We start from the raw sequence: 23,484 nt of genomic DNA on the forward strand, positions 1-23,484 counted from the left end.
CCGTTTCGTCAGTGGGTCAGCCCAGTTTAGTGTGCGCCAGCGATCGGGCCTTCATCGCGGCTTTGCGGGCTGCCTTCACGACGGCCTTGTCGTCGTGCGCGGTGGCGAGCATGTCGAGCACCGCGATCGTGTCCGGGTGGCCCACGGCGGGCATCTGGCCGACGAGCCGGATCAGATCCTCACCCGGCTCGGGGTCCAGCCGGCCCGCGGCGGGGCCGGACAGGTGCATGAGGGCGGCCAGCGAGTCGACCGCGATCCAGGTGTGGTCGTCGGGGCTGAGCGTGGGGGCGTCGAGGTCGCGGATGTGCAGCCAGGACGCGGCGTAGCGGCGCATCAGCGGCAGCTCGAGCGCCTCGCGGACGGGAGCCTCGGCCTCGGGCCCCAGCTCCTCCAGGATGGCGCCCACGGCGCCGCGCTGCCCCGCGGTGCCCTCCGCCGCGATCTCGATGAGGTCGTGCGCGGCCTGCGCGGGCGGGCGGCGCTCCAGCCAACCGGCCACCGCGCTCTGCGTGGCGGCGCCCTTGACCAGGGCCTCGACCAGCTCGGCGGCGGTCAGGTCGGCGAACACCTCGACCTCGGCCGTCGTCGGCGCGTCATGCCCCTCGCGCAGCAGGTCCCTGCGTACGGCCCAGACGCCGAGCGGGGTGAGCGCGGTGCGGCCGGCCGCGGTCTGCTCGACCAGGCCGCAGTAGGCCAGCAACGCCAGCGCGTCGAGCAGCTCGGCGGGCAGCGAGGCGGCCAGTCTGCGCATCTCGATGGCGCCGGGCTCGCAGGCGACCTCGTGCGACTGCAGGATGCCCCGGGCGAGGTTGGCGATCGCGACGCCCGAACGTACGGAGTAGACCGTGGCCAGCATCTCCGCCAGGTGCTCGTCGACGACGGCCGACCCGGTCAGGCCCTCGTCGGCGCGGTCGAGCACGTCCATGACCACGCCGTCCCAGAACTCCAGCGTCGCCTCGACCGAGAGCCGCTCCGGCAGCGGCCCGCGCGAAGCGCGCCCGCCGGCGATCTGGAGCAGCCCGGTGTTGACGGCGACGATCCAGACGAGGCGGAGCCGGGCGGCGTCGAGGCCCAGCTCGGCCGCGGCGGCTTGGGCATCGGCCGCGACCGGCAGCCCTTCCGGGGTGACCTCGCGGGTGCCGGTCCAGTTCATGAGCCGGATGGCGTCGGCGACGAGCGGCACCGTGGGCACGATCCCGGCCAGCTCGGCGTCGGGCGCCAGCAGGACAGGTGGGAACGTCAACGCCTCTTGCTCCGCCACGGGAGTCTCCTCGGGTGGCCGTGGGGGCACGGCGGACTGCTCATCGATCAGCTTACGCAGCTCGGCGAGGTCGAAGACGTTGTTTGCCACCCCACGAAACTTACTGCACACGAGTCACATGAGCGTACTCAACGGATGGCTCGGGAGCGCGCTTTGAAGGCGGCCTTGCGGGCCGCCTTGGCCACCGTACCGTCGGGCAGCGAGCGTCCGAGCAGCTCCAGCACGTCTACGACGTCGGGGTGGTCCACGCGCCACATCTCTTCGATGAGGTGGGCGGGCGGGCCGGAGGCGGCCATGTTCTCGGCGAAGATCTCGGGGGCCTCTTCGGCGGCGGGCAGCGCCAGGGCGAGCATGTCGATGCTGACCCACAGCAGCTCCTCCTGGCTGAGCTGCGGGGCGGCCAGCCCTCGGGCGGTCAGCCAGTGGATGGCGTGCGGGCGCAGCTCCTGGTCCTCCAGGCAGGCGCGTACCTCGGGCTCCGCCTCGGCGCCCAGCCGGTCGACGATGGTCACCGCGATGCCGCGCGCCACGGCGGGGGCGCCGGAGGCGGCGGCGAGCAGCTCGGCCGCCGCCGTGACCGGGCTGCGGCCGGCCAGCCACCGGCTGATGTCCTCTTCGGCCAGCTCGGTGGGCATGCCGTCGAGCAGGCCCTCGATCAGCCCGGTCGCGTCGGCCTCGGCCAGGTCACCGGCCTGCGGGGCGTCGAGGCCGAGCGCCAGGTAGTGCTCGCGCAGCCCCCACACGGCCAGCGGGGTGAGCCCGGCGGCCTCGCCCTCGACCGCGACCATGCCGCACCAGGCCAGCCGGTCGAGCACCGCGCCCAGATCGGCGCCGCCCGCGTCCGCGACCTCCTCCAGGTAGTCGCCGATCACGGTGACGGGCACGGGCGCCCGCAGCCGGTAGAGCATGTCGAACAGGTCGTAGAGCTCCTCGTCGAGCTCGGCCGAGCCGGTGACCGTGCCGCGGGTGTCGCGTTCGACGATGTGGGCGACGATCTCGGCCCACGCCTGGAGCGGGTCGTCACCGACGTCGCGCCGCAGCTCCTCTTCCAGATCTTGGTACGGTCCGGCGTTTCCCGCCAGGAGCGGCACGTCCGCCAGCTCGGCCACGAGCGCGTCGGGCTCCGCCAGTCGTACGGCCGGCAGCGGCGCGCACCCTGGACAGTCGCAGGGCGCCTCCCCCAGATCGGGCAGCTCGCCCGAGGGGATCGCGACCGACTGCTCCAGCGACTCGGGACCGATGGAGCTGAACAGGCTCTTGGCCATGCCGAAGTTGGCCGTGTCGGCGAGCGCCACGGGCATCTTCGGCTCGATGCCGGCCAGCTCCTCGCGCATCGCCGCCGCGGTCTCCTCGCCGACCGCGCCGGCCTGCTGCAGGAAATCGACGAGGGTACGGGCGGCGGCAACCGTCTCCGGCGCGCTCTCCGGCGGTGCGATGACCTTGCGAGGGTAGATGGACAGCAGCAGCTCGTCGAAGGTCGCGGGAGTGAAGTCGCCCAGCTCGTTGACGTTGAGATAGTCGCTGGCGTAGTCGCAGAGCAAGCGGATTTCGTCCGCGTCCACCACGACGCCCCGCGCGCGCCCCCAGGCACGGAGGTCGTCGATGGCCTGGTTCACCCATTCGATCGACACAGGGGCACGCTAACGGCTGGCTTACAGATGAGCGAATCGGGGAAACCGCTTAAATCAGGTCGAGCGGGTCGACACTCACCCGTACGACATCAGGTGCCTTACGGGCCGCACGTACCCCACTGGCCCCTTTGAGCGCGGCGGCCAGCGCGCCGCCGCCGCCGCGCGGGACGCGGATCATGGCGCGTTCCCTGCCCGCCTCGTCCACCGGCACGGGGCCGAGCACCTGGGCGCCGTCGGGCAGGCGCGTCTCGTCGAGCATCTGCCGGACCGCGGCGGCGCTGCCCGTGAGCGTCGCCATCCGTACGGCGGGCGGGAAGCCCAGCTCGGCGCGTTCGGCCAGCTCACGCTCGGCGTGGGTGATCGGATCCCAGCGCAGCAGCGCCTGTACGACCGGCAGCGCGGCGTCGCCCAGCACCACCACCTCGGCGCCGGGCCGGAGCAGGGCGGCGGCGTTCGTCCAGCGGCGCAGCGCCTCCTCGGTGGCCCGCAGGTCCGGCCGGCCGAGCAGCGCCCACGCGTCCAGCAGCACGGCCGCCGCGTAGCCGCCCTCGGCCACCGGCTCGGCGCCGGGCGTGGCGACGACCAGGGCTCGGGTGGCGGGCACGGTGGCCAGCACGCCGTCGCGTCCGGAGGTGCGTACCGGGACCGAGGGGAAGGCCCGGCCCAGCTCCTCGGCGGTACGGCGGGCGCCCACGACGACGGCTCGCAGCCGGTGGCCACCGCAGTTCGGGCAGCGCCAGCCGGCGTCCACCCGGCCGCACCAGCGGCAGTAGGGGGCGGAGTGACCGCCTCGCAGGCCGAGCGGGCCATGACACGACGAGGGCCCCGCGGAACCGGGCTCGCTTTCGAGCCTCAGCCCGCCGTGCTTCGTCCCGCGGCCGGCCGTCGCCGCCATGGCCAGGCCGGGTATGTCGGCATACGGCTCGCTCGCCTCGGCTCCTGGAGCCGTGCTGAGGCGGGTGGGCGGGAGCGCGCAGCGGGCGGGGGCGCGGCAGTTCTGGCAGGCCAGTGCGGGCAGGTAGCCGCGCCGGGGCACCTGGACCAGCACCGGACCGGATTCCAGCCCTTGGCGCAGCGCGCGCCAGGCCAGGCTGGGCAGCCTGGCCTGGCGCGCGGCCTGGTCCTTGGCGAGCTCGGCGTCCTCTCCGGCGGGATGTACGCGGGGGGCGAGGCTTCTGATCGTGGTGCGTGCGGCGACGATCGGCCTGGCCCAGCGACTGGCGATGAGCTGCGTGGCCTCGGCGGTACGCGTGTAGCCACCGATCAGCATGGCCGCGCCCGTGCGATGGGCCCGCAGCGCGAGGACCTCGCGGGCGTGCGGGTAGGGGGCCAGCCGTTCGGCGTGAAGGTCGTCACCGTCGTCCCAGATGGCCACCAGACCGAGCGCGGCCACGGGGGCGAACACGGCGGCCCGGGTGCCCACGACCGCCCGTACCTGCCCTCTCAGGACGCGCAGCCAGCGCCGGTAGCGTTCGGCCGGGCCCAGGTCCGCGGTGAGCGCCACGTGCCGCCCGTCACCGAGCACCCGGGTGAGCTCGGCGTCGGCCAGCGCCACGTCCTTGCCGTCGGGCACCACGACGACCGCGCCCCGCCCGCCGTCGAGCGTCGCGCGGACCGCCTCGGCCACCGCCCCGGCCCAGCCCTTGGCCCCCGGCAGGGCCGACCATACGGCCCGGGGCGTCCGGCCGTTGCGCAGCGCGTCGAGGAACGACGGCCCCATCGGGTAGTCGTCCCAGGGGCCGGCGGGCGCGTTGTCGGCCGGGACGGGAGTGCCTCCGGTCGTGTCGGTGACCGGGCTGGTGGGCGTATCAGCCGCCGCGTCGCCGGGCTGGCCAGAAACCGGACCAGTCGCCGCGTCACCGGGCATACCGGGAACCGGACCAGTCGCCGCATCGCCAGACATACCGGGAACCGGACCAGTCGCCGCATCGCCAGGCGTACTGGGAACCGGTTCGGTTGGCGCGGCGGTCGTTTCGGCAGGTCTTGGGGGGTTCGCCTCGGCCCTGGCGTGGCGGGGCGGGATGGCCAGGCGCAGGACGTCGGCGAGCGTGCCCGCGTAGCGGTCGGCGACCGCCCTGGCCAGGCCCGCGATCTCCCCGGTCAGCACCCGCTCGCCCGACACGACCCGTTCGAGAGCGGTGAGCTTGCCCGTGTGGTCGCTCTCCTCGACCCGTTCGAGCACGAACCCGTCCACCAGCTGACCGGCGAACCGCACCCGCACCCGCACCCCCGGCTCGGCCGTCTCGTGCATCGTCACCGGCACCAGGTAGTCGAACGGCCGGTCGAGGTGCGGCAGCGGGTTGTCGACCGCCACCCGGGCCACCGGCCGCGAAGGAGCGGGAACCGGCGCCCCCTTACCGGGCTTGGACGGCTCCACCCTCCGCACGGCGTCGAGCGGCAGGAGGGCATTGGAGTCGGTCACGCATTACGTCTACCAGACCCGGACCACCCGTAACGCCGCACGCTTGTCGAACCCAAGCCCCCCGCCTGCCCGGTCCCCAAGCCCTATGCTGGTCCGGTCCCAGGCCCCACGAGTGCCCGGCCCCCAGGCCCCACGCCTGTCCGATCCCAGGCCCCACGGCCTGCTCGGTCCCCGAGCCGCAGACGGGGCTCAGCCTTGCTCGCGCTGCCGCCGCCCGATCACCCAGGCGGCGACCTGACTCCGCCCGGAGAATCCGAGTTTGGCGAGGATGTTCTCCATGTGAGAGTCCACCGTGCGCCGGGCGACGACCAGCCGCTGCGCGATCAGCCGGTTGGTCAGCCCGGCGGCGACCAGCTCGGCGACGTCCGCCTCGCGCGGGGTGAGCGGCGCCCAGAACGGTACGGCCGGGGCAGGAGGCGTGACGCCCGGGGCGAGCGCGTCGGCGATCGCTTCCTCCTCCGACATGGCCCGGCCCTCGGAGACGGCTTGGCCGTGCTGCCGGCCGAGGGTCTCACGTAGTACCTTCAGGTGGCTGTCGCGCTCGGCGGCGAGGATCGGCGCGCCGAGCAGGGGGCTCACCTCGTACCCCCACAGCCGTTGCGCCGCGCTCAGTAACCGGGCGGCGCGGGCGGGCCGGCCCTGGTCGGCGGCGAGCCGGCCGAGGAGCTCGACGCAGAGCGCCCGCCCGAACGTCATGTGCAGCGACACCTGCGTCCGCAGTGCCGTCCTGGCCAGGGTGTCCGCCTCCGCGTACTGTCCGGCCGTCCGCCGCGCCAGGGCGAGCGCGAGCTCCGTCCAGGCGGCGGTGGCGGCGTCGCCCGCTTCCCGGCCGAGCGCGCCGGCCTTGGCGAGAACCTCCTCCGCCTCACTGGTACGACCGGCGAGCAGCAGAGTGAGGCCCAGTTCGACGGTGGCGTCGAGCGGATGGACGCCACCGTCGGGCGACAGGCCGTCGACGCACCGGGTCAAATGGCCTTCGGCCGTGGGCAGGTCGCCCGCGCAGAGGCTCACCGTGCCGCGCGCCTTGGCGAGGTTGAGGGCGCCGCGCGGGCCCAGCCGGGCCGCGGGCGCCTCGGCCTCCTCCAGCGCCTTGCGGGCCACATCCAGGTCGCCGCTGGTGGCCGCCAGGTGGGCGAGCAGCAAAAGGGCGTCGAGCCGTACCGGATCGGGGCAGGAGGTGATGAGCAGCAGGCGTTCCAGGTAGCGGCGCCCGTACTGGGCCATGCCCCCGAACGTCCACAGCCTGCCCAGCCGCAGACCCATCCGCAGCCCGCGCTCGCGCGCGGCCGGGTCTGCGGCGAAGGACTCAAGCGCGGCCCGCAAATCGGCCCACTCATCCCTGACCCGGACAATCGCCTCACCCCTGTCACGGCCCGCCGAGTAACCCCGGTCACGACGCACTGCTTCGGCGAGCGTGTAGTAGTGCTCGCGGTGGCGTGCCCGCAGCCGTTCCCGATCGCCGGTGCCCGCCAGGCGGGCGGCGGCGAACTCGCGCGCGCTGTCGGGCATGCGGTACCTCGCCTGCGGCTCGTCCTGCTCCCTGGTCACGATCGCCTTCTCGACCAGCGCCGCCAGCGTGGCGCGAACCCGCGCGGGGGGCAGCGGGCCGCCTGCGCAGACCTTCTCGGCCGCCGCCCGCTCGAACGTCCCCGCGAACACGCTCAGCCGCTCCCACAGCAGGCGCTCCTCAGGCGAGCAGAGCTCGTGGCTCCACCCGATCACGGCCCGCGTGGTCGCGTCCCCGCCCCGGTGCGTACCCGCGTCCGGCGGACGCCTCCCCCAAGGGCCGCCCGCCTCCGCTGGATGGCTCCCCTGCGGCCCGCGCACGTCCGCTGAGTCGCTCCCCCGAGACCTCCGAGCGTCCGCTGAGGGCCTGAGCCGCCTGCCCGCATCTGCCACGTTCCTGGCCCGCCGCCCACCCACGTTCACGGGATATGTGGCCCGCCGCCCGTTGCCGTCCGACGCCACCGACTGCCCGTCCGAGTCCGGGCGACCGTCCGAGTCCGGGCGACCGAGCGAGTCCGAGCGGCCGCTCGGGTCAGGGTGCCGGTCCAGGTCCGGGCGGCCGAGCGGGTCCGGGCGGCCGAGCGGGCCGCCGTACGCGTCCATCCGCGCGAGCAGCTCGTCCACGGGCGACCGGCGGACGTGGGCGGCGGCCAGCTCGATCGCCAGTGGGATGCCCTCCAGGCGGCGGCAGAGCTCGGCGACGGAGGCCGCGTTCCGCTCGGTGAGCTCGAAGCCGGGATCAACACCGGGGTCGACGGCCGCGACCCGGTCGAGGAGAAGCGACACCGACTCGACGCGCGCCACGTCGGCGGGCGCCGACTCTCCACCTGGTACGGTCAGCGGCCGGACGATGACCGCGTGCCCGCCGGGGACGCGCAGCGCCTGCCGGCTCGTGGCCAGCACGTGCAGGCCGGGGGCGGCGCGCAGCAGCGACTGTACGAGGGCGGAGCAGGCGTCGGTCAGATGTTCGCAGGTGTCGAGCACCAGGAGCAGGCGGCGGCGCGACAATTGCGCGGTCAGGTCACCGGTGACGTCGAGGCTCTGGGCGATGACCTCTTCGAGGGACTCGGGGTCGGTGTGCCCGGCCAGCTCGACGAACCGGCTGCCGTCGGTGAAGGCCCGCCGCATGAGCTGCGCGGCCCGTACGGCCACGCGCGTCTTACCCACCCCGGCGATGCCGGTGACGGTGACGAGGCGGCTGCGCTGGAGCATCCGCCTGACGTCAGCGACCTCCTGACGGCGACCCACGAAGCTGGTCGCCGTGGCACGCCATGGCATGATCCATTCCCCAGTTTCCGGAAGATCCAAGGAGACCACGGTACGTCTCGACGGCCTCCCTCAGAGAACGGCCCCCGCCCGACCGGCCGTGAACACGCAGATGCCGCACCCCGAAGCCGGGGTGCGGCATCTGACGGGAACGGTCACAGACCGGCGGCGGACCTCAGGGTCTCGGCGCGGTCGGTCGACTCCCAGGAGAAGCCCTCACGGCCGAAGTGGCCGTAAGCGGCGGTCTCCGAGTAGATCGGGCGCAGCAGGTCGAGGTCGCGGATGATCGCGGCCGGGCGCAGGTCGAACACCTGGAGCACGGCGGCCTGGATCTTCTCGACCGGCAGCTTCTCGGTGCCGAAGCACTCGACGAACAGGCCGACCGGCTGGGCCTTGCCGATGGCGTAGGCGACCTGGACCTCGCAGCGGTCGGCGAGCCCGGCGGCCACGACGTTCTTGGCGACCCAGCGCATCGCGTAGGCGGCCGAGCGGTCGACCTTGGACGGGTCCTTGCCGGAGAAGGCGCCGCCACCGTGGCGGGCCATGCCGCCGTAGGTGTCGATGATGATCTTGCGGCCGGTGAGGCCGGCGTCGCCCATCGGGCCGCCGATCTCGAAGCGGCCGGTCGGGTTGACCAGCAGGCGGTAGCCCTCGATGTCGATGTCGAGGCCCGCGAGCACGGGGTCGACCACGTGCTCCTTGATGTCGGGCGTCAGCATCTCCTTGAGGTCGATCTCGGCGGCGTGCTGCGTGGAGACGACCACGGTGTCGAGACGGACCGGCTGGTCGCCGTCGTACTCGATGGTGACCTGGGTCTTGCCGTCGGGCCGCAGGTAGGGGACGGTGCCGGACTTGCGCACCTCGGACAGGCGCTGGGCCAGCCGGTGCGCGAGCGTGATCGGCAGCGGCATCAGCTCGGGCGTCTCGCGGCACGCGTAGCCGAACATCAGGCCCTGGTCGCCCGCGCCCTGGCGGTCGAGCTCGTCGATGTCGCCGTCGACCCGGTGCTCGTAGGCGTCGTCGACGCCCTGGGCGATGTCGGGCGACTGCGCCCCGATGGACACCGACACGCCACAGGAGGCGCCGTCGAAGCCCTTGTGGGAGGCGTCGTAGCCGATTTCCAGGATCTTCTCCCGGATGACGCCGGGAATGTCGACGTAGGTCTCGGTCGTGACCTCGCCTGCGACATGGACCTGGCCGGTAGTGATCATCGTCTCGACGGCGACCCGGCTCTTGGGGTCGTCCTTGAGCATGGTGTCGAGAATCGCGTCACTGATCTGGTCGGCGATCTTGTCCGGGTGGCCTTCGGTGACCGACTCGGAGGTGAACAGGCGACGTGACAACTCAGTGGCTCCTCATGCAGCGGCTGCTGACGGACGTGCGGGCTCCGGCGACTGTACACCCCGGCCAGTGCCTCGCCGAAGTCTAGCCCTACCCACGGGCATGTCGCGAAACGGGTCGTTCACAGGTCGGGCAGGGGGTCGGGGGGCAGCGTCTCCGGCGCGAAGATCTCCGCATCGGCGGCGGCGACCACGGCGGCGTACTCCTCCTCGAACTCGAACGCCATCACGCCCAGCTCGATCACCGGCCCGGAAGCCTGCATGATCGGGCCGAGCCTGGTGTGGCGGGGGAAGGTCGCGTGGACGGAGACCGGGCGGTCGCTCCGGAGCATCCGGGTGGCGAGGACGGAGATGGCCGTGTCGGTGACCACGATCAGGAAGTTGCCCGTGCCCGGCGGGCCCAGGGACAGCGCGGGGAATACGTAGCGGATCTCCCCCTGATCGCCGAGCAGCGTTCTGCATCGATCTCTGACAGTGGAACTCACCGGCATTCCCCGCCCCCTTTTGCCCCCTTTGTCTTAAGTATCGGCAGGCGTTCGGGGATGCCGCAACAGCTTGGCGACCTGATCCCAGACGGCGTCGGCGACGTCGTCCTTGGGACCCCGGGGGATCTCCACCGGCTCGCCGCCCGCGACCAGCACGGTCGCCGCGTTGTCGGGCGTGCCGAAGGCCAGGTCGGGGCCGACCTGGTTGACGACGAGCAGGTCGCAGCCCTTGCGGGCGAGCTTGGCCTGCCCGTTGGCGAGCACGTCGTCGGTCTCGGCCGCGAACCCGACGATCACCTCGGGATGACGAGCGGCGATCACCTCGGACTCCGGCCCGACGGCCGCCACCGAATCCGACCCGGCCGCCGCCTCGGGGGACGACTCTGCGGCGCGGCGGCGTTCGCCTAGTTCCGCCAGGATGTCGGGATTTTTCACTAGATAGAGGGGCTCGGGGTCGCCCTCGGTCTTCTTGATCTTGGAGTCCTGCCGCGCGGCGGGCCGGAAGTCGGCCACCGCCGCCGCCATCACCACCACGTCCGCGGCGGCCGAGGCGGTCAGCACCGCCTCGCGCAGTTCGGCCGCCGACTCCACCCGCACCACGGCGGCCCCGGCCGGATCGGGCAGGGACACGTTGGCGGCCACCAGCGTCACCTGGGCCCCACGGGCGACGGCCGTGCGGGCCAGGGCGTACCCCTGCAGCCCGGAGGACCGGTTACCCAGGTAGCGGACCGGATCGATGGCTTCGCGCGTGCCGCCGGCCGAGACGACGACCCGCCGCCCGGCCAGGTCGCGCGGCCGGCCGGCCAGTACGCGCAGGCAGATCTGGAAGATCTCGGCGGGATCGGGCAGACGCCCGGGCCCGGTGTCGGCGCCGGTGAGGCGCCCGACCGCGGGATCGATCACCACGGAGCCCCGCTCGCGCAGCGTCGAGACGTTGGCCCGGGTGGCGGGGTGCTGCCACATCTCGGTGTGCATCGCGGGCGCGAACACCACCGGGCAGCGCGCGGTCAGCAGCGTGTTGGTGAGCAGGTCGCCGGCCAGGCCGTGAGCGGCCTTGGCGAGCACGTCGGCGGTCGCGGGCGCCACCACGACGAGGTCGGCCCGCTGGCCGATCCGTACGTGGGGCACCTCGTGAACGTCTTCCCACACATCGGTCGTCACCGGGTTGCCGGACAGCGCCGCCCAGGTGGGCTCGCCCACGAACCGCAGGGCGTCGCGGGTCGGAACGACCCGCACCTCATGCCCGGACTCGGTGAACAGGCGCAACAGCTCACACGCCTTGTACGCGGCGATGCCCCCGCTGACGCCCAGGACGACCCTCTTCATTTAGCGGGTCAGACCGCGCCTTCGATGGGCTCGGCGTTGAGCAGGCCCTCGGCCACCTCGCGCAGCGCGATGGACAGCGGCTTCTCCTGCGCGTGCGTCTCGACCAACGGCCCGACGTATTCGAGCAGGCCCTCGCCGAGCTGGGAGTAGTAGGCGTTGATCTGGCGGGCGCGCTTGGCACCCATGATCACCAGGGAATACTTGCTGTCGACGATGTCGAGCAGCGCGTCGATCGGCGGGTTGGTGATGCCCTCTGCGACCGGGGCAATTCCTGCCACGATTGTCAGACCTCTCGGTTGGTGGTTTTGATGACCCCCTGAGGGTCAGTCATCAAGGCTATCAGCCGGCGGCACACCTCTTTGACACTTGTGTTCACCAGCGTGAGGTCGAATTCCTTCTCGGCCGCCATCTCGACGTGGCCGGCCTCAAGGCGGCGGGCGATGACGTCCTCCGGCTCGGTGCCACGGCCGCGCAGCCGCTTCTCCAGCTCCTCCCAGGAGGGCGGGGCCAGGAACACCAGCAGGGCCTCCGGCATGCTCTGCCGCACCTGCCTGGCGCCTTCGAGGTCGATCTCGAGCAGTGTGGGCATGCCCGCGGCGAGCCGGTCGAGCACCGGGGCGCGCGGCGTGCCGTACCTGTTGCCCGCGAACTCCGCCCACTCGAGCAGCTCCCCCGACTCCACGAGCCGGTCGAACTCCTCGCTGTCGGCGAAGAAGTAGTGGAGCCCGTGCACCTCGCCGGGCCGGGGTTTCCTGGTTGTCACCGAGACCGACAGCCACACCTCGGGGTGTGCCCGCCGAATCTCGGCGACGACCGTTGACTTACCGACGCCCGACGGTCCGGACAGGACCGTCAGGCGCCGCTCGCTCGAGGGGAGGAAGTCGCCGACCCTCGCTCCAGATCCGACTGCCTCATGGGCCCAAACACTGCCGGACCTGGACCTGTCGGTCACTTCCTACCCCCCGTTGAACCTGCGCTTTCGTGTGGAACCGAGATTAGCTCTCGTTGCCACCGAACTCGCGCTCGAGGGATGCCCTCTGGTTCGCACCGAGACCCCGCACGCGGCGGGACTCGGCGATGGCAAGCCGCTCCATGAGCTGCTTGGCGCGGACTTTGCCCACGCCTGGGAGCGATTCCAACAAGGCCGACACTTTCATCTTGCCGATGACGTCGTCGGTCTGCCCATCCTTGAGCACCTCAGCCAGAGAAACCGCGCCATGCTTGAGCCGGTTCTTGACCTCGGCACGCTCTTTACGGGCCTTGGCAGCCTTTTGCAGGGCTGCGGCGCGCTGCTCAGGGGTCAGGGGAGGAAGAGCCACGCCGGGTCACCTCGAATTTCTGTCGATGTACTCGGACGGGAAGGGAAACTAGCTGGTCATCGCCCCCTAAGCAACGTCAATGGCGGTTTCTCTCCTCACAAAATCCACTTCATCACTCTCCGTGTATGTAAAACTACAGAGTGCTGATCAAATCGCCTCCACTTCCCGCTTCTTCCTTACACACAGGAAGCGCCGTGGGGGTACGATGATGATCACCCACCCGTCAGGGAGCGGTGTCCGAAACGTGCGCGGGTTTACGTCCGAAACCCCGCCCGAGGTGGGCATCCGTATGCCCTGCGGGGGTGTCCTCACGATCGTGTACGGTCGGCGTGGGACGCCGTTCTGGGGTCGGCGTCCCTCCGGGGAGGCCCTCACCGTGCGTACACGGCCACCCGCCGTACGTGTGCTCATGGGAGCGGTCCCACCACGGCCGGGTGACAACGGTTGTGCTCCCGGCACATTCGCCCGACCGACCGGCCCGCCGTACGGTGAGCCGAGCCGCGCCTGGCTGGTCGGGGCCGCCGTACGGTGGGCCTGAGTTACACCGGCCGAGCGGCCAGCCGCATGGTGGGCTGGACCAGGCTTCGCTGATCGACCGCTTGCGGTGGTGCGCCGGACAACGACGCGCCGCCCAGTCGGCCCCGCGTCGGCGTGAGCGCGCGTCACGACGGAAGCGCACGGCGCCCAGGGCTGAGCCGCACATGGGCGCGGTGGGCCCGATGCGGGCGCGATGGCGCGAGGGCCCCACGTGGGCGCGATCGACTGCGCACGCACAGGGCGCGGCGGGCTGCGGACGGGCGCGATGGGCCCACATATGCGCGGTGGGCCGCAGACGCACACGGACGCGGATCCTGCCTGGCCGTGGCACTGGCGGCGGCCGGTTCGCCGCTGCGCACCGATGCCACGCCACGATGGGCCGCCCCCGAAGGCCCATCAGGAACACGGAACGGCCCTATGGGCCGCGAACCCCATCAGAAGGGGGTCGTGCGCCGCAAGGAGGATGCGATGGCGGCGGCTGTGGCGCCCGGGTCCGGGGAGGCGGTGATCGGGCGGCCGATGACCAGGAGGTCGGCGCCGTCCGCCAGCGCCTGCTCCGGCGTCGCCACCCGCGCCTGGTCCTGGCTGTCCGCCCCGGCGGGACGTACGCCGGGTGTGATGAGGGTGATCTCCGGCCCGACCTCCGAGCGCAGGTCGACGACCTCGTGCGGTGAGCACACCAGGGCCGTGGCGCCCGACTCGACCGACAGGACGGCCAGGCGGCGGACCGCGTCCGAGGCGGGGCCGGCGAGCCCGATGCGGCTCAGGTCGGCCTCCGACAGCGACGTCAGCACCGTGACCGCCGCGATCTGGGTGTCCGGGGCCGCCTCGACGGCCGCGCGGATCATCGCGGGGCCCCCGGCCGCGTGGACCGTGAGGATGGCCGGCCGCAGCCGGGCGACCGCCCTGGCCGCCGCCGCGACCGTGTTGGGGATGTCGTGCAGCTTGAGGTCCAGGAAGACCTGTACGCCGCTCGCCCCCCGGATCGAGGCGATCACGTCGGGGCCGTAGCGCAGATAGAGCTCCAGCCCGATCTTCACCGTGGTGACGTGCGGGGTCACCAGGGCGGCCCACCTGGCGGCGGTCTCCAGGTCGGGGGCGTCGAGGGCGACGGCGATGGGTGCGGGCGTCAAGGGGAGCTCTCCTCGGAGTCGACGAGCAGGTGCCGGGGGGCGCTCCCCGGCGGACGGTGGGCCAGGCCGACCGCGTCGGCCAGCCGCTGGAAGCCGCGTGCCCGCAGCAGGTCCTCAAGCTCTCGCTCGATGCGCAGGCACGCGTAGGGGTCGTGGAACAGCGCCGTCCCCACCCCGACCGCGCAGGCGCCCGCCAGGATGAGCTGGAAGGCATCCCTGCCGGTCGTCACGCCGCCGACGCCGATCAGCGGCACCCCGGGCAGGGCGGCGTGCACCTGCCACACGCACCGTACGGCAAGGGGCAGGATGGCCGGCCCCGACAGCCCGCCGGTCACGGCCGCGAGCGAGGGCCGCAGCGCCTCGGTGTCGATGGCCATGCCGAGCGGGTTGTTGATCATGGACAGCGCGTCGGCTCCGGCGTCCACGCAGGCGCGGGCGACCGCCACGATGTCGGCCACGTCGGGCGCCAGCTTGGCGACCACCGGGACGTCGTACCGCATGATGGAGCGCACCGACGCGATCACCTCGGCCGCGGCGCTGCCCTCGCGGGCGAAGACCCGGCCGCGGTCCTCGATGTTCGGGCAGGACAGGTTCACCTCCAGGGCGGTGACGCCGGGCGCGTCGGCCAGCCTGCGGGCCAGCGCCGAGTACTCGGCCACGGTGCCGCCGCCGATCGAGACGATGGTCCTGATGCCGCGCTGGGCCAGCCAGGGCAGCTCGCGTTCGAGGAAGGCGTCGATGCCGGGGCCCTGGAGGCCGACGGCGTTGAGCATGCCCGAGGGGGTCTCGGCCATCCGGGGGGTGGGGCGGCCGGCGCGCGGGGCCATGGTGATCGAGCTGGTGGTCAGGGCGCCCAGGCGGTGCAGGTCGAAGAACTGGGCCAGTTCGCGGCCCGAGGCGGCGCAGCCGGCGGCGGTGGTGATGGGGTTGGCGAGCTCCACATGCGCCAGAAAAGTCCGCATATCTACTGACACGTCAGCTCACCCGCCGCAGAGCAGCCGCAGACAACGCGGAGAAACAGCCACCGGATCGCGCGAGACGCGGGCGCGGCGCGGAAGCGAGACGCGGACGCGGCAGGGAAGCGGGACACGGGCAGTCGGTGTCAGCCCGCATGGCGAGCACCGCCCTGACCCCCGGGCGCCCCCAGCGCGTCGAACGGGATCGTCCCCACATCCTCGAACCGCACCCGCTCCCCCCGGAACACCGGCCCCTCGGCGCAGGCCCGCACCATCCGGGTCACGCCGTCGTCGCCGATGACCGGCAGCACGCACGTCATGCAGACCCCGATCCCGCAGGCCATCGCCTCTTCCACCGCCACCTGCACCGGGATGTCGAACTCCATCGCCACCGCCGTGACCGCCCGCAGCGTCTCCATGGGCGCGCACGCGTAGACCGCGTCCGCCCGCGTGTCGGCGATCACCGCGGGCAGCGCGTCGGTCACCCGGCCGCGCAGCCCGAGCGAGCCGTCCTCGGTGGTGAGCGTGGTGGTCTGGGCCATCCGCCTGGCCCGCATGGCGCCGAACACCCGGTCCGCGCTGGCGCCGCCCAGCACGAAGTCGACCCGGCAGCCGCGTTCGATGAGCTGGTCGGCCACCGGGAACAGCACGGCGGAGCCGTACTCGGAACCGACCAGCACGCAGTGGACCGGGTCGCGCGGCAGCGGGAAGGGCCGGCCGAGCGGCCCGACGAGGTCGATCGTGTCACGCGCCCGGCGCTCGGCCAGCCACGCGGTGCCCGGCCCGCGCACGGTGAAGACGAGCTCCACCGTGCCGCCGTAGTCGGGCTTGACGTCGTGGATGGAGAAGGCCCGCCGCGTCACCATGGACGTGTGGGCCCCGCCGACGGCGACGGACACGAAGTGGCCGGGCCGGTAGCGCTCGGCGATGCCGGGCGCCACCACGGTGAGGGCATGGTAGGCGTCGACCCGGCGCGTCGTCAGCACCGTGCCCGTCACCTGCACCGGAGTGCCGGCCAGTCCTCTTCACCTCCCGCGGGAGCCTGCCGTCGATCGAGCCTTACGCCCCTGCCGCCCGCAGCGCCCGCCCGTGCTCCTGGAGGGACCGTACGCCGACGTCGCCCCGCACGATGGCCTGGATGCCCGCGGCCGCGGCGGCGAGGCCGGCGACCGTGGTGATGCACGGGATGCCGCGCAGCACGGCGGCGGTACGGATGTCGTAGCCGTCGAGCCGCGGGCCCGACTGGCCCGGACTGCCGAACGGCGTGTTGACGATCAGGTCGATCTCGCCGTCGAGGATGTACTGGACACTTGTGGGCTCACCTCCGGCTCCGGGCCCCTCGCTCTGCTTTCGCACGATCTTGGCATGGACACCGTTGCGGCGCAGCACCTCAGCGGTCCCCTCGGTGGCCAGGATCTCGAACCCGAGGTCGGCGAGCGCCCGTACCGGGAAGATCATCGCACGCTTGTCCCGGTTGGCCACGGACACGAAGGCCCGGCCCTTGATGGGCAGTTCCCCGTAGGCCGCCGCCTGCGACTTGGCGAAGGCGACGCCGAAGGACTCGTCGATGCCCATGACCTCGCCCGTGGAGCGCATCTCGGGCCCGAGCACGATGTCGACGCCGCGGAAGCGGTTGAACGGCAGCACCGCCTCCTTCACCGCGATCGGCGCCTCCAGCGGCAGCGTGCCGCCGTCTCCCGTGGCGGGCAGCATGCCCTCCTCGCGCAGCGAGGCGATCGAGGCGCCCAGCATCACGCGGGCCGCCGCCTTGGCCAGCGGCACCGCCGTGGCCTTGGAGACGAACGGCACGGTACGGCTGGCGCGCGGGTTGGCCTCCAGGACGTACAGGACGCCGGCCGACATGGCGTACTGGACGTTCAGCAGCCCGCGGACCCCGACGCCGCGGGCGATGCCCTCGGTGGCGGCGCGGATGCGCTTGATGTCGTTGCTGCCGAGCGTGATCGGCGGCAGCGCGCACGCCGAGTCGCCGGAGTGGATCCCGGCCTCCTCGATGTGCTCCATGACGCCGCCCAGGTAGAGCTCCTCGCCGTCGAACAGGGCGTCCACGTCGATCTCGATGGCCTCGTCGAGGAACTTGTCGACCAGCACCGGATGGCCGCCCTCCTGGGCCGCCATGTAGGTGGTCAGCGTCGCGTCGTCGTAGACGATGGCCATGCCGGCCCCGCCGAGCACGTACGAGGGCCGGACGAGCACGGGGTAGCCGATCTCCTCGGCCACGCTCAGCGCCTCGGCGACGGTCGTCGCGGTGCCGTGCTTGGGCGCGGGCAGCTGCGCCTCGGCGAGCACCCGGCCGAACGCGCCGCGCTCCTCCGCCAGGTGGATCGACTCGGGCGAGGTGCCGACCACGGGCACGCCCGCGTCCTTGAGCGCCTGCGCCAGGCCGAGCGGCGTCTGCCCGCCGAGCTGCACGATCACGCCCGCGACCGGGCCCGTCTGCTGCTCGGCGTGGACGACCTCCAGCACGTCCTCCAGCGTGAGCGGCTCGAAGTAGAGCCGGTCGGAGGTGTCGTAGTCGGTCGAGACCGTCTCCGGGTTGCAGTTGACCATGACGGTCTCGAACCCGGCCCGCGACAGCTCGAAGGAGGCGTGCACGCAGGCGTAGTCGAACTCGATGCCCTGGCCGATGCGGTTCGGCCCGGAGCCGAGGATGATGACCTTCTCCCGCTCGCCGTACGGGACCTCGCTCTCCTCGTCGTAGGCCGAGTAGAGGTAGGGGGTCTTGGCGGCGAACTCGGCGGCGCAGGTGTCGACCGTGTTGTAGACCGGCCGCAGGCCGAGCGCGTGGCGCAGGTCACGTACGCGGGCCTCGTCGATGCCGCGGATCTCGCCGATCTGCGCGTCGCTGAAGCCGTGGCGCTTGGCCCGCTCCAGCACCTCGGCGGTCAGCTCGGTGGCCTCACCGAGGACCTGCGCCTCCTCGTCCAGCAGGAACAGCTGGTCGAGGAACCAGGGGTCGATGTGGGTGGCCTCGAAGAGCTCCTCGGCGGTGGCGCCGGCCCGGATGGCCTGCTGCACGGTGCGCAGCCGGCCGTCGTGCGGGACGCGGGACTCCTCGATGAGCTCGGCCTTCGGCCGCTGGGGGCCGGCCCAGGTGAAGGAGGAGTCCTTCTTCTCCAGCGAGCGCAGCGCCTTCTGCAGCGCCTCGGGGAAGGAGCGGCCGATGGCCATGGCCTCGCCCACCGACTTCATGTGCGTGGTGAGGGTCTGGTCGGCGCCCCTGAACTTCTCGAAGGCGAACCGCGGCACCTTGACCACGATGTAGTCGAGCGTGGGCTCGAAGGAGGCCGGGGTCTCCTTGGTGATGTCGTTGGGGATCTCGTCGAGGGTGTAGCCGATGGCCAGCTTGGCGGCGATCTTGGCGATCGGGAAGCCGGTGGCCTTCGAGGCCAGGGCGCTCGATCGGGACACGCGCGGGTTCATCTCGATGACGATCATGCGGCCGGTCGCCGGGTTGACCGCGAACTGGATGTTGCAGCCGCCGGTGTCGACGCCGACCTCGCGGATGACCGCGATCGCGACGTCGCGCATGTTCTGGTATTCGCGGTCGGTCAGCGTCAGCGCGGGGGCGACGGTGACGCTGTCGCCGGTGTGGACGCCCATCGGGTCGATGTTCTCGATGGAGCAGACGATGACCACGTTGTCATGCTTGTCGCGCATGACCTCGAGCTCGTACTCCTTCCAGCCGAGGATCGACTCCTCCAGGAGCACCTCGGTGGTCGGCGAGGCGTCCAGCCCGGCGCCGGCGATGCGCCGCAGGTCGGACTCGTCGTAGGCGAACCCGGACCCGACGCCGCCCATCGTGAAGGAGGGCCGCACGACCAGCGGGTAGCCCAGCTCGGCGACGGCGGCCAGGCACTCGTCCATCGTGTGGCAGACGACCGAGTTGGCCGACTCCGCGTTCAGGCCGTGCTCGCGGGCGACCTTGGCGACGATCTCCTTGAACTTCTCGCGGTTCTCCCCCGCCTGGATCGCGTCGAAGTCGGCGCCGATCAGCTCGACGTCGTAGCGCTCCAGCGCGCCCGACTCGTGCAGGGCGACGGCGGTGTTGAGGGCGGTCTGGCCGCCCAGGGTCGGCAAGAGCGCGTCGGGGCGCTCCTTGGCGATGATCTTCTCGACGTACTCGGGGGTGATCGGCTCGACGTAGGTGGCGTCGGCGAACTCGGGGTCGGTCATGATCGTCGCCGGGTTGCTGTTGACGAGGATCACGCGGAACCCCTCGTCGCGCAGCACGCGGCAGGCCTGGGTGCCGGAGTAGTCGAACTCGCACGCCTGACCGATCACGATCGGCCCCGAGCCGATCACCAGGACGGACCTGATGTCATCACGCTTGGGCACGGTTCATGACCTCACAGAACTCGTCGAAAAGGTAGGCGGCGTCGTGGGGACCTGCGGCGGCCTCCGGGTGGTACTGCACGCTGAAGGCGCGCCCGTCGAGCAGGCGCAGCCCTTCCACGCAGCGGTCGTTGAGGTTGACGTGGCTGACCTCGGCCCGGCCGTAGGGGGTCTCGAACGGCTCGCCGAGCGGCGCCTCGACCGCGAAGCCGTGGTTGTGGGCGGAGATCTCTACCTTGCCGGTCCGTACGTCCTGGACCGGCTGGTTCACCCCCCGGTGGCCGTAACGCAGCTTGTACGTGGACAGGCCCAGGGCCCGGCCGAACAGCTGGTTGCCGAAGCAGATCCCGAAGAAGGGCACCTTCGCCTCCAGCACCCCGCGCAGCGCGGAGACGTCCGCGGTGGCCGGGTCGCCGGGACCGTTGGAGAAGAACACCCCGTCCGGCTTCACCGCCATGATCTGCTCGAAGGTGGCGGTGGCCGGCAGCACGTGCACCTCGCAGCCGCGCTCGGCCATCCGGTGCGGGGTCATGCCCTTGATGCCCAGGTCCACGGCCGCGACGGTGAACCGCTTCTGGCCGACGGCCGGCACGACGTACGGCTCGGCCGTGGCCACCTCGGCGGCCAGGCTCGCGCCCGCCATGGCCGGCACCCGCCGTACGCGCTTGACGAGCTCATCGACCGGCTCGGACGGATCGGTGAAGATCCCGGCGCGCATGGCGCCGCGCTCGCGCAGGTGGCGGGTGAGCGCGCGGGTGCCCGGCATGGCGATGCCGACGACGCCCTGTTCCTTGAGGTAATCGTCGAGCGAGCGGTTGGCCCGCCAGTTGGAGACCACGCGGGACGGCTCGCGTACGACGTAGCCGGCGACCCAGACGCGGCCCGACTCGGGGTCCTCGTCGTTGACGCCGGTGTTGCCGATGTGCGGGGCCGTCATCGCGACGATCTGCCGGTGGTAGGACGGGTCGGTGAGGGTCTCCTGGTAGCCGGTCATGCCGGTGTTGAAGACCATCTCGCCGAACGTCTCGCCCGCGGCGCCATACGGGGTTCCGTGGAAGACGCGACCGTCCTCCAGAACGAGCAGCGCAGAAGTCACACCAGCTTCCCTTCAAGTACTGTCGGCTTGCCGCGCAGGAAGGTCGCCACGACCCGGCCGGGGAGCGTCATGCCCTCGTACGGCGTGTTGCGGCTCTTCGACGCGAAGGCGGACGGATCCACCTCTGTACGGACGGACGGGTCGTACAACGTGAGGTTGGCCGGCACGCCCACCTCGATCGGTTGCCCGTGCCCCGATAGGCGGCCGATACGCGCGGGCACGATCGACATGCGCTCGGCGACGCCGGCCCAGTCGAGCAGCCCGGTGTCGACCATGGCCTCCTGCACCACGCTGAGCGCGGTCTCCAGGCCGACCATGCCCATGGCCGCGGCCGACCACTCGGTCTCCTTGTCCTCGACCGGGTGGGGCGCGTGGTCGGTGGCGACGATGTCGATCGTGCCGTCGGCCAGCGCGGCGCGCAGCGCCTCGACGTCGGCGCGCGTGCGCAGCGGCGGGTTGACCTTGTAGATGGGGTTGTAGGCGCCGACCGGCGAGTCCTCGACGAGGTCGTCGGTGAGCAGCAGGTGGTGCGGGGTGACCTCGGCGGTGATGTTCCAGCCCTTGGACTTGGCCCAGCGCAGGATCTCCACCGAGCCGGCCGTGGAGACGTGGCAGACGTGCAGCCGGGAGCCGACGTGCGCGGCCAGCAGGCAGTCGCGGGCGATGATCGCCTCCTCGGCGACCGCCGGCCAGCCGGTCAGGCCGAGCCGGCCGGACACGACGCCCTCGTTCATCTGGGCGCCGCCGGTGAGCCTGGGCTCCTGGGCGTGCTGGGCGATCACGCCGTCGAAGGCCTTGACGTACTCCAGGGCGCGGCGCATCAGCACGGCGTCGTCGACGCACCTGCCGTCGTCGGAGAAGACGCGGACGCGGGCGGCGGAGTCGGCCATCGCGCCGAGCTCGGCCAGTTGCCTGCCCTCCAGGCCGACGGTGACCGCGCCGACCGGCTGGACGTCGCAGTGGGCGAACTCCCGGCCCAGCCGCCAGACCTGCTCGACCACGCCGGCGGTGTCGGCGACGGGCGAGGTGTTGGCCATGGCGTGCACGGCGGTGTAGCCGCCGCGGGCGGCCGACTGGGTGCCGGTCTGCACGGTCTCGGCGTCCTCGCGGCCGGGCTCGCGCAGGTGGGTGTGCAGGTCGACGAGGCCGGGCAGCACGATCGCGCCGCCGCCGTCGATCGCCGCCTCCCCCTCGATCCGCGGGGCGATCTCGGCGATCACCCCGTCCTCGATCCGGATGTCGACGGGCTCGCCGCCGACGATCCGTACGTTGCGAATGATCACGAAGTCTCTCCCCCGAGCAGCAGGTACAGGACGGCCATGCGGATGGTCACACCGTTGGCGACCTGCTCGACGATGGTCGAGCGCGGCGAGTCGGCCACCTCGGCGGCGATCTCCATGCCCCGGTTCATCGGCCCGGGGTGCATCACGATGGCCTCGTCGGGCATCTTGGCGAAGCGGTCGCGGTCGAGGCCGTAGCGGCGGGAGTATTCGCGCTCGCTCGGGAAGTAGGCGGCGTTCATCCGCTCCTTCTGCACCCGCAGCATCATCACCACGTCGGACTTGGGCAGCACCGCGTCGAGGTCGTAGGAGACCGCGCACGGCCAGGTGTCGATCGAGACCGGCAGCAGCGTGGGCGGCGCCACCAGCGTGACGTCGGCGCCGAGTGTGGCCAGGAGCAGCACGTTGGAGCGGGCGACCCTGCTGTGCAGGACGTCGCCGACGATCGTGACCTTGCGGCCGTCCAGGCCGCCCAGGCGGCGGCGCATGGAGAAGGCGTCGAGCAGCGCCTGCGTGGGGTGCTCGTGGGTGCCGTCGCCGGCGTTGACGACGCTGCCGTGCACCCAGTTGGCCAGGCGGTGCGGCGCACCGGAGGCGCCGTGGCGGATGACGACCGCGTCGGCGCCCATCGCCTCCAGCGTCAGCGCCGTGTCCTTCAGCGACTCGCCCTTGGAGACGCTGGAGCCCTTGGCGGAGAAGTTGATGACGTCGGCCGACAGTCGCTTGGCGGCCGCCTCGAAGGAGATGCGGGTGCGGGTGGAGTCCTCGAAGAACAGGTTGACCACCGTACGGCCGCGCAATGTCGGCAGCTTCTTGATGGAACGTTCCGAGACCCTCGCCAGCTCCTCGGCCGTGTCGAGGATGAGCAGGGCGTCGTCCTTGCCGAGGTCGCCCGCGGAGATGAGATGGCGGTTCACTTGGCCTCCTCCTTCATCAGCAGCACCGCGTCGCGCCCGTCGGTCTCCTGCAGGTAGACCTTCACCTTCTCGCTCTTGGCGGTCGGCAGGTTCTTGCCGACGTAGTCGGCGCGGATGGGCAGCTCGCGATGGCCGCGATCGACCAGCGTGGCCAGCTGTACGGCGGTCGGGCGGCCGAGGTCGTTGAGCGCGTCGAGCGCCGCGCGGACGGTGCGGCCGGAGTACAGGACGTCGTCCACCAGCACCACGATCCGGCCGTCGATGCCGTCGGGCGGCAGCTCGGTGTGACCGAGCGGCCGGGCGGGCCGGAGGCGGAGGTCGTCGCGGTACATCGTGATGTCGATCGAGCCGACGGGGATCTTGACGCCCTCGAAGCGCTCGATGCGGTCACCCAGCCGGCGGGCCAGAGTGACGCCGCGGGTCGGGATGCCGAGGAGGACGACGCCGTCGGCGCCCTTGGTTCGTTCGAGGATCTCGTGCGCGATACGGGTCAGCGCCCGGTGGATGTCCGGGCCCTCCAGAACAGCCCTCGACAAGGGTGTCAGGTCGGAGGTTGGGGATTCGGACACGGCAGAGCTCACCACCTTTCCCGCCTCACGGGACGGGTCTTAAAAGGGTGTTGGTCGTGACACACAGTACCAGGGGCTACCAGCCAG

At 72.0% G+C, this 23,484-nt stretch carries 18 protein-coding genes; all 18 read right to left on the reverse strand.

What is annotated here, in order from left to right:
* Positions 1 to 16: 16 nt before the first annotated feature.
* Positions 17 to 1,351, reverse strand: coding sequence for a hypothetical protein (locus ACIBO2_RS07425; RefSeq protein ID WP_358538327.1), 1,335 nt, complete (start codon positions 1,349 to 1,351; stop codon positions 17 to 19).
* 38 nt (positions 1,352 to 1,389) lie between these two features.
* On the reverse strand, positions 1,390 to 2,892 hold the full coding sequence (locus ACIBO2_RS07430; protein ID WP_358538330.1) for a hypothetical protein: 1,503 nt from the start codon (positions 2,890 to 2,892) through the stop codon (positions 1,390 to 1,392).
* Between the two features lie 49 nt (positions 2,893 to 2,941).
* Positions 2,942 to 5,314: a primosomal protein N' gene (locus ACIBO2_RS07435; protein ID WP_397295863.1), complete on the reverse strand. Its 2,373-nt coding sequence runs from the start codon at positions 5,312 to 5,314 to the stop codon at positions 2,942 to 2,944.
* Positions 5,315 to 5,503: 189 nt separating this feature from the next.
* Entirely contained in the window at positions 5,504 to 8,098 is a 2,595-nt protein-coding gene (locus ACIBO2_RS07440; RefSeq protein ID WP_358538336.1) for a LuxR C-terminal-related transcriptional regulator, read from the reverse strand.
* A gap of 143 nt (positions 8,099 to 8,241) precedes the next feature.
* Entirely contained in the window at positions 8,242 to 9,429 is a 1,188-nt protein-coding gene (gene metK / locus ACIBO2_RS07445) for a methionine adenosyltransferase (protein ID WP_219532887.1), read from the reverse strand.
* A 119-nt stretch (positions 9,430 to 9,548) separates the two neighbouring features.
* Entirely contained in the window at positions 9,549 to 9,917 is a 369-nt protein-coding gene (locus tag ACIBO2_RS07450) for a hypothetical protein (RefSeq protein ID WP_358538338.1), read from the reverse strand.
* A gap of 27 nt (positions 9,918 to 9,944) precedes the next feature.
* A complete protein-coding gene (gene coaBC / locus ACIBO2_RS07455; protein WP_358538341.1) occupies positions 9,945 to 11,237 on the reverse strand; it encodes a bifunctional phosphopantothenoylcysteine decarboxylase/phosphopantothenate--cysteine ligase CoaBC in 1,293 nt (430 codons plus the stop codon).
* Between the two features lie 8 nt (positions 11,238 to 11,245).
* Positions 11,246 to 11,515 (reverse strand): DNA-directed RNA polymerase subunit omega, encoded by a 270-nt coding sequence (gene rpoZ, locus ACIBO2_RS07460; RefSeq protein WP_214637710.1) that lies wholly within the window; start codon positions 11,513 to 11,515, stop codon positions 11,246 to 11,248.
* Positions 11,516 to 11,520: 5 nt separating this feature from the next.
* Positions 11,521 to 12,093: a guanylate kinase gene (gene gmk, locus ACIBO2_RS07465; protein WP_358538851.1), complete on the reverse strand. Its 573-nt coding sequence runs from the start codon at positions 12,091 to 12,093 to the stop codon at positions 11,521 to 11,523.
* Between the two features lie 139 nt (positions 12,094 to 12,232).
* Entirely contained in the window at positions 12,233 to 12,556 is a 324-nt protein-coding gene (gene mihF / locus ACIBO2_RS07470) for an integration host factor, actinobacterial type (protein ID WP_214637712.1), read from the reverse strand.
* Between the two features lie 971 nt (positions 12,557 to 13,527).
* Complete coding sequence (gene pyrF / locus ACIBO2_RS07475; protein ID WP_357945259.1) at positions 13,528 to 14,226, reverse strand: orotidine-5'-phosphate decarboxylase; 699 nt, start codon at positions 14,224 to 14,226, stop codon at positions 13,528 to 13,530.
* Entirely contained in the window at positions 14,223 to 15,188 is a 966-nt protein-coding gene (locus ACIBO2_RS07480; RefSeq protein ID WP_358444884.1) for a dihydroorotate dehydrogenase, read from the reverse strand. Before ACIBO2_RS07480 ends, pyrF begins: the two co-directional genes overlap by 4 nt.
* Positions 15,189 to 15,328: 140 nt before the next feature.
* Entirely contained in the window at positions 15,329 to 16,201 is an 873-nt protein-coding gene (locus ACIBO2_RS07485; RefSeq protein ID WP_397296618.1) for a dihydroorotate dehydrogenase electron transfer subunit, read from the reverse strand.
* Between the two features lie 40 nt (positions 16,202 to 16,241).
* Positions 16,242 to 19,538, reverse strand: coding sequence for a carbamoyl-phosphate synthase large subunit (carB, locus tag ACIBO2_RS07490; protein WP_358538346.1), 3,297 nt, complete (start codon positions 19,536 to 19,538; stop codon positions 16,242 to 16,244).
* Complete coding sequence (carA, locus tag ACIBO2_RS07495) at positions 19,525 to 20,631, reverse strand: glutamine-hydrolyzing carbamoyl-phosphate synthase small subunit (RefSeq protein WP_358538349.1); 1,107 nt, start codon at positions 20,629 to 20,631, stop codon at positions 19,525 to 19,527. The genes carB and carA overlap by 14 nt, the downstream gene beginning before the upstream one ends.
* Positions 20,628 to 21,914, reverse strand: a complete 1,287-nt coding sequence (locus ACIBO2_RS07500) for a dihydroorotase (protein ID WP_358538351.1) — start codon at positions 21,912 to 21,914, stop codon at positions 20,628 to 20,630. Before ACIBO2_RS07500 ends, carA begins: the two co-directional genes overlap by 4 nt.
* The gene (locus ACIBO2_RS07505; protein WP_225298664.1) at positions 21,911 to 22,828 is read right to left on the reverse strand and encodes an aspartate carbamoyltransferase catalytic subunit; all 918 of its coding nucleotides are present in this window, start codon (positions 22,826 to 22,828) and stop codon (positions 21,911 to 21,913) included. Before ACIBO2_RS07505 ends, ACIBO2_RS07500 begins: the two co-directional genes overlap by 4 nt.
* Entirely contained in the window at positions 22,825 to 23,397 is a 573-nt protein-coding gene (gene pyrR, locus ACIBO2_RS07510) for a bifunctional pyr operon transcriptional regulator/uracil phosphoribosyltransferase PyrR (protein WP_358538354.1), read from the reverse strand. Before pyrR ends, ACIBO2_RS07505 begins: the two co-directional genes overlap by 4 nt.
* Between the last annotated feature and the right edge of the window lie 87 nt (positions 23,398 to 23,484).

The organism is Nonomuraea sp. NPDC050022 (assembly GCF_044460705.1).
Lineage (GTDB): Bacteria > Actinomycetota > Actinomycetes > Streptosporangiales > Streptosporangiaceae > Nonomuraea.

Excerpts from the sequence above, each read along its gene's own strand:
- ACIBO2_RS07440 (WP_358538336.1), bottom strand. The coding sequence starts at position 8,098 with ATGCCATGGCGTGCCACGGCGACCAGCTTCGTGGGTCGCCGTCAGGAG.
- ACIBO2_RS07450 (WP_358538338.1), bottom strand. The coding sequence starts at position 9,917 with ATGCCGGTGAGTTCCACTGTCAGAGATCGATGCAGAACGCTGCTCGGC.
- coaBC (WP_358538341.1), bottom strand. The coding sequence starts at position 11,237 with ATGAAGAGGGTCGTCCTGGGCGTCAGCGGGGGCATCGCCGCGTACAAG.
- ACIBO2_RS07480 (WP_358444884.1), bottom strand. The coding sequence starts at position 15,188 with ATGCGGACTTTTCTGGCGCATGTGGAGCTCGCCAACCCCATCACCACC.